Source organism: Streptomyces sp. NPDC021020, from assembly GCF_044333285.1.
Lineage (GTDB): Bacteria > Actinomycetota > Actinomycetes > Streptomycetales > Streptomycetaceae > Actinacidiphila.
This window is the reverse complement of the sequence record NZ_JBIRQQ010000014.1, coordinates 114789-122188: the sequence shown is the minus strand read 5'-3', so window position 1 is coordinate 122188 and position 7400 is coordinate 114789. Positions and strand designations below refer to the sequence as shown.

General features: G+C 68.9%; 3 protein-coding genes. 1 reads left to right on the top strand and 2 read right to left on the bottom strand.

Annotated features, from left to right (window positions below):
* Positions 1–160: 160 nt before the first annotated feature.
* Together ACH4SL_RS33370 and ACH4SL_RS33365 are read right to left on the bottom strand one after the other, a co-directional pair.
* Complete coding sequence (locus ACH4SL_RS33370; RefSeq protein WP_398452887.1) at positions 161–1615, bottom strand: glycoside hydrolase family 76 protein; 1455 nt, start codon at positions 1613–1615, stop codon at positions 161–163.
* A gap of 49 nt (positions 1616–1664) precedes the next feature.
* Positions 1665–4280: a lectin gene (locus ACH4SL_RS33365; RefSeq protein ID WP_398452884.1), complete on the bottom strand. Its 2616-nt coding sequence runs from the start codon at positions 4278–4280 to the stop codon at positions 1665–1667.
* A 709-nt stretch (positions 4281–4989) separates the two neighbouring features.
* On the opposite strand from ACH4SL_RS33365, the gene ACH4SL_RS33360 reads away from it, so the two are divergent.
* A complete protein-coding gene (locus tag ACH4SL_RS33360; protein WP_398452882.1) occupies positions 4990–7398 on the top strand; it encodes a ricin-type beta-trefoil lectin domain protein in 2409 nt (802 codons plus the stop codon).
* Positions 7399–7400 lie beyond the last annotated feature (2 nt).

The following is a 7400-nucleotide window of genomic DNA, read 5'->3' as shown; positions in this document are numbered from 1 at the left end:
TGGTTGTTGCGGCCGGGGAGCATGTTAACGCGCCCCCTCGCCTAATGGCTGCCGCCCGGGCCCCCCCCGCCCCCCCCCCCCCCCCCCGGCGGGCGGGGGCCCCGGGGGGGGGCCGGGGGGCCCCCCGGCCGTGGTGCGGACCGCGCGGCTCAGTGCCCGGTCACGACCTGCTCCACTTCTGGTTGCCGCCGCCGTTGCAGGTCCAGATCTCCAGCAGCGTGCCGTTGGCGGTGCCGCGGCCGGTCGCGTCCAGGCACTTTCCGGAGCCGGTGTTCACGACGGTGCCGTCGGAGCGGACGCTCCATGTCTGGGCCCCGGTGCCGTTGCAGTCCCAGATCTGGACCGGGGTGCCGTCGGCGGTGCCGGCGCCGTTGACGTCCAGGCACTTGGTGCCGTAGACGGTCAGCCGCCCGGCGGAGTCGGCCGTCCACTTCTGGTTGCCGCCGCCGTTGCAGTCCCACAGCGCGACCTGCGTGCCGCTGGTCTGGGTGGCGCCCGGCACGTCCACGCACCGCCCGGAGTCCTGCCCGCGCAGGACGCCGGTGGAGCCGGTCGGCGGCGCGGTGCCGCCTCCGCCGAGACCGGCGACGACGGCCTCGGCGGCGCTCGCCTGGGTGGTGGGGGTCCACAGGGCGAACGGGCCGACGAAGGAGTTGCCCTGCCGGCCGGAGCTGTCGGTGTCGTTGGCGAGGATCGAGTTGGCCGTGGTGGTCAGGAACGTGTCGTACTGCGTGGTCCCGGTCGCCGTGGCCAGGGCGCGCAGGTAGCGGGCGAAGATGCCCTTGAACGCCGAGCCGTCGCCGGTGCAGTTGGGCTCGCAGCCGTCGTAGAGCACACCGTTCTTGTTGAAGCGCGCGACCGCCGCGGTGGCGATCGACGTCGCCGTGCCGAGCAGCGAGCTGTCGCCGGTGGCGCGGGACTGCTCGACGAGGCCCTGGAGGACGACGCCCTGGTTGTAGGAGTAGTTGGCGGTGCTGAACGTGCAGTTGGGGACGTTCAGGCCGTCCTGCACGAGGTTGCCCTTGATCAGGCCGGAGTTCTTGAACCAGTTCCACTCGGCGGTGGCCCAGCCGCCGTAGGTGGTGTCGCCCGCGATGCGGTTGTGCAGCCCGGCCGTGGCGGCGAGGAAGAGCTCGTTGGCGATCGACGCCTTGTACTGCTTGGCGGTGCTCCAGTAGACCCCGCCGCCGCACTGGGAGTCCCAGTAGCTGTGCATGTAGTCGGTGGTCGTCCGGGCCATGTTCAGGTAGTTCGTGTTGCCGGTGATGTCGTAGGCCTGCAGCCAGACCAGGGCCCACCAGCCGGTGTCGTCGATGTAGTCGTTGGTGAAGTTGCTGTTCTTGGCGAAGGCGCCGGAGATGGCGTAGTCGTAGCTGCGGTCGCCGGTGGTCTGCTCGTACGTCATCACGGTGCTCAGCGACACCGCGGCCGTCCACCAGCCGTTGGTGTCGATACGGCCGTTGTTCGCGTCGTACGACTGCATCAGGACCGCGACGCTGTTCGCGGCAGGGGACGACGCGGCCTGCGCGGTGCCGGTGGTCGGCAGCAGCAGCAGGCCGCCGAGCAGGGCGGCGGCCGCCCGCCCTGCCCACTTCCTCGGGGTGGATCGATTCATGTGCGTCCTCCACTTCTCGTGGCCGGATGGCGGGGCGGGCGGCGCCCGGTCAGCCGGTGGGCAGGTTCCAGCGCTGGGCGTTGGTGCCGTTGCAGTCGAAGATCTGCAGCTGGGTGCCGTCAGTGGTACTGGAGTTGGGGATGTCGAGGCAGCGGCCGGACTGCGGGTTGACCAGGGCCTTGGTGCCGGAGTTGTACGTCCACTTCTGGCTGCCGGTGCCGTCGCAGCCCCACAGCTGCACCAGGGTGTTGTTGCCCGTGCCGCCGAAGGAGACGTCCACGCACTTGCCGAGGATCTGGAGCGTGCCGTCCGCCCCCACGGTCACCTGCTGGGCGGCGCTGTTGTTGCAGCTCCACGACTGGATGTGGGAGCCGTCGTCGGTCGAACCGGCGTTGTCGTCCAGGCACTTGCCGGCGATGTCGGACGTGACCGGTCCGGTGCGGCTGACCGGCGGCCCCGGGGGCTTGCTGCCGCCGTCGCCGTTGTAGGACGGCGGGGCGGCGGAAGCGGCCGTGGCCCAGCCGGTGTTGGCGGTGGTGCCGAGGGTGAGGTTGAGGGTGCCGCCGCCGGTCGCGAAGGAGGCCGGGAGGTAGGCGTTGTTCCAGGCGGCGCCGTTGAGGGTGGCGCTCTGGACGTAGGGGGCGTTGTCGGCGGCCGCGGGTGCGGTGACGACGATGTGGCCGCCGCTGCCGAGGGTGACGTCGACGGAGGTGAACAGCGGGCTGCCGAGGGCGAGGTCGGAGGTGCCGGGGGTCTCGGGGTAGAAGCCCATGGCCGACCAGACGTACCAGGCGCTCATCGTGCCCAGGTCGTCGTTGCCGACGCCCCAGTTCGCCGGGTTGTTCGGCCACAACTGGTCCTGGACCTGGCGGACGACCTTCTGCGTCTTCCAGGGCTGGCCGACGTAGTCGTACTCCCAGGGCAGTTCGATCGACGGCTCGTTGCCGAGGTCGGCGTGCGAACCGCCCGAGCCGTGGAAGTCCGACAGCACGCTGTCGAGGTAGGCGGCGTACTTCGCGTTGCCGCCCATGGCGTCGGCGAGTCCCCGGATGTTGTGCGGGACCGCGCCGGTGTACTGCCAGGACGTGCCCTCCACGAACTGGTCGCTGCTGGTCGCGTTGAAGCCGCCCTTCCAGGAGCCGTTGAGCTGCTTGGGCTGCATGAAGCCGGAGCCGGTGTTGAAGACGTTGCGCCAGTCCTGCGCGCGGTTGGCGAACTGCGAGGCGGTCGTGGTGTCGCCCAGCGCCTTGGCGAAGGCGGAGGTGGCGAAGTCCTGCGCGCTGTACTCCAGCAGGGTGGCCACCGAGCCGTAGAAGTCGTGCGGGTAGGTGCCGTCCGAGGGGAGGTAGCCGTATTTCGTCTGGAGGTCCAGGCCCATCCGGATGGGGTTGCTGGTCGTGCCCTCCTTGACCATGTCGGCCTTGGCGGCGGCGGTGTCGAAACTCCGCGCGCCGAAGGCGTAGTAGTCCGCGACGATCGCCGGGCCCGGATCGCCGTTCATCACCTGCGTCTCGGCGGAGTTGAGCGACCACTTGGGGAAGAACCCGGCCTGCGCGTAGTCGTTGACGAGCGACTGCGCGCTGTCGGACGCCTGCTGCGGGGCGACCAGCGCCTCCAGCTGCGCCTGAGTGCGGTAGATGTCCCAGCCGGAGTAGGTGCCGTACTGCGCCTTCTGGCTGCCCGAGACGGTGTGGACCTGGTGGTCGAAGCCGATGTAGCGGCCGTCGCTGTCGCTGAGCAGGTTCGGGTGCAGCAGCGAGTGGTAGAGCGAGGTGTAGAAGACCTTCTGCTGGTCGGAGGTGCCGCCGCCGACCTGGATCCGGTTCAGGACGGTGTTCCACGCGTTGTGCGCCGCGGTGCGGGTGCCGTCGAAGTCCCAACCGCCGTTCTCGGCAGCCCGGTTGGCCGTCGCGCCCGCGACCGAGACGTACGACAGGCCGACCTTGGCCTGCACGACGCGGTTGCCGGTGGTGTTGAACGTGACCGAGTCACCGCCGTTGAAGGTCCCGGTGCCGGTGATCGGCTGGTCGAAGACCATGTCGAAGTACGCGGTGTACGACGGGGCCGACGCGCAGAACAAGCCCGCGTCCACCGAACCGCTGACCTCGGTGCTGCTGACCTTGGTGAAGTGCAGGTTGGTGGCCTTGTCGGCGTTGAGCTTGAACAGCAGGTTCGCCTGGGTGCTGGAGGGGAAGGTGAAGCGCGCCATCCCGGACCGCGACGTGGCGGTCAGCTCGGTCTTCACCCCGTTGTCCAGGCTCACCGAGTACGCGCCCGCGCTCGCCGACTCGTTGCCGTGGCTGAAGCCCACGGTGGCGCCGCCGTCGACGTTTCCGACCGTCGGCAGCACCGGGATGTCGCCCATCGCGCCGCAGCCGGGGCCGGAGATGTGGTTGAGGCTGAAGCCTGTGACAACGTTGTCGGAGTATGCGTAGTCACCGCCGGGCGGCCTGGACGGGGTGTCGGGGCTCCACGACACCATCCCGAACGGGGTGTCGGCGCCGGGGAAGGTGTTGCCCCCGTTGGACGTCCCCAGCAGCGGGTTGACCAGGGAGGCGGGGTCGGTCACCGCGGCCGGCGCGGCGGCGTGCGCGGCGGTGGTGGTGGGGGCGGCGAGCCCGAGCAGCAGCAGGCAGCTCGCCAGGGGGATACGCCATCGCTTCATATACGGCTCCAGGTGCGGACGGCACGGCTGACGCGGCACCGGTGGGGGGTCGAGACCCGCACAGCAAAGGGCAGCCCTGAGCGCCTGTCAACGCACTGGACCGAAATAACGCACACGAGTCAACAGACATCGGAGGAAACGTGTTCGGACATGGTGGCATGCGGCTCGGATACGGCCGCCCCGTTGCCGAGGGGCGGCCCGGCGGGCCCGGGGCACCTGGCATCGGGCACATCGGTCCAGGTCAGGCGGCTGTGGATCAGGTGCGGGCGGCCGGGGGGCGCGGGTCGGGCGGTGCCGGGGGGCGCTGTCGTGACACGGCTGTGGGAGCGCGGCCATGGCGAAGTCCTACGCGGTGCGCGGTGGTTGAGCGGTCCGACCACAGGTCCGGACCATTGACGCGAGCATGGTCGCTGGCTAGCTTCGGAGAGCGCTCTCTCCTTGTGGTCGCTGCGTCCGCTCGTATTTGGCCAAGGGAGCGGGGGAGCGTTCACGGCTGTTGCGAGGGCGGCCTCCGCCGGATTCTGACAACGATGTCACGTGCATCGTCCGAGGTGACCGTCGGGGAGCCGTCGAGAGGCGTCAAGTGCCGCTGAGATCAAGCGAGTTCGGCGCTAATCGTTCGTTTCTGTTTTCTTGTCGCGAGCCTTGACCGGCAAACGAACACGACAGAACACTGTGCGGCAATCCCCTCCAGCAAAGGATGCCACTGATGTCACTCATGTCACGACTAGGGAGACTCGCACCCCTGTGGGTGCTCGCGCTCCTCGCGGCCGTCCTCGCGGTCAGCAGTGTGCCCGCGCAGGCGGCGACCACGACCGTCACCGTGGACGGCACGCAGGGCGGCCGGCAGTTCGACGGGATCGGCGCGATCAGCGGCGGCGGCGGCAACTCCCGCCTGCTGACCGACTATCCGGCCGCGCAGCAGTCGCAGATCCTGGACTACATGTTCAAGCCCGGCTACGGGGCGAACCTCCAGCTGCTGAAGCTGGAGATCGGCGGCGACGCCAACTCCACCGACGGCTCCGAGCCGTCGATCGAGCACGCCAAGGGCACGATCAACTGCAACGCCGGCTACGAGTTCTGGCTCGGCGAGCAGGCCAAGGCCCGCAACCCCGACATCGGCCTGTACGGCCTGGCGTGGGCGGCACCCGGCTGGATCAACGGGGGCTTCTGGTCGACCGACACGATCAACTACCTGATCTCCTGGCTGGACTGCGCCAAGCAGCACAACCTGAACATCAAATACCTCGGCGGCTGGAACGAGCGCGGCCACGACGCCAACTGGTTCGTGCAGCTGCGTTCCGCGCTCAACTCGCACGGCTACAGCAGCGTGCAGCTGGTCGCCGACGACTCCGGCTGGGGCGTCGCCGACGACATGGCCAACAACGCGGCCTTCAACAACGCGGTGTCGATCATCGGCGCGCACTACTCGTGCAACGGCGGTGACGGCGGCGACGCCAGGAACTGCTCCAGCACCACCGCCGCGAAGAACAACGGCAAGCCGCTGTGGGATTCCGAGAACGGCTCGCAGGACATGAACACCGGCACCCCCGCGCTGATCCGGGCCATCACCCGCGGATACGTCGACGCGAAGATGGTCAGCTACTTCAACTGGCCGCTGATGGCGGCGATCTACCCCAACCTGCCCTACAACACCGTGGGTCTGGCCACCGCGAACTCCCCCTGGTCGGGGAACTACCAGATCGGCGCGAGCACCTGGGCCACCGCGCAGGTCACCCAGTTCACCAAGCCCGGCTGGAAGTTCATCGACTCCGCCTCGGGCTACCTCGGCGGCAGCGAGGACAACGGCACGTACGTCACCGTCAAGTCCAACACCAGCGCGGACTACTCGACGATCCTGGAGACCACGACCTCCAGCTCGTCGCAGACGGTGAACTTCCACGTCCAGGGCGGGCTTTCCACCGGGACCGTGCACGTCTGGTCGACCAACGTCAACAACCCGAGCAACGCCACGTCCTTCATCCACACCCAGGACATCACGCCGAGCAACGGCTCCTACTCGCTGACCATGCAGCCCGGCTACGTCTACACCGTGTCCACCACGACGGGCCAGGGCAAGGGCACCGCGACGGCCCCGGCCGCGCACGCGCTGGCGCTGCCGTACAGCGACAACTTCGACAACGATGTCAGCGGCACCGAGGCGCGCTACCTCTCCGACATGCAGGGCTCCTTCGAGGTCCAGCCCTGCACCGGCCGCTCCGGGCAGTGCGTGCAGCAGATGGCGCCGGTCAAGCCGATCGAGTGGCAGGACGACTCCGACACCTACTCGCTCATCGGCGACACGACCTGGGCCAACTACACCGTCAGTTCGGATGTCTACATGCGCGGCGCCGGCACCACGGAGCTGCTCGGCCGGGCCAACACCCAGCAGCGCCCGCAGTCGCACATGAACGCGTACTACCTGCGCATCCGCGACACCGGCCAGTGGTGGATCGAGAAGATGTACACCGACGGCTCCAACCACACCCTGGCCACCGGCACCACCACGGCGCTCGGCACCGGCACCTGGCACAACCTGTCCTTCACCTTCCAGGGCTCGACGATCAGCGCCAAGCTCGACGGCAACCAGTTCGGCTCGGTGACCGACACCTCGTTCTCCAGCGGACAGGCGGGCCTGGGCATCCAGGGCTACCGCACCGACCAGTTCGACAACCTGAACATCACCCCCGGCACCGGCGGCGGCACCGGCGGCACCCCGGGCGGGACCGGGCCCGTCGTGTCGGCGAACGGCGGGAAGTGCCTGGACGACAACACCGGTTCGACCACCAACGGCAACAGGATCCAGATCTGGACGTGCAACAACTCCGCCGCCCAGCAGGTCACCGTCGCTTCCGACGGCACCCTCCAACTCCTCGGCAAGTGCGTGGAGGTCACGGGCAACGGCGGTACGGCGAACGGGACCCTGGTCGAGCTGTGGGACTGCAACGGCGGCAACAACCAGAAGTGGACGTACAACGCCTCGACCGGCGCCCTGGTCAACCCCCAGTCCGGCCGCTGCCTCGATGTGCCCAATGCCAGCACGACCGACGGCACCCAGTTGGAGATCTGGGACTGCAACTCCGGCAACAACCAGCGATGGACGATCCCCGGTTCCTAGAT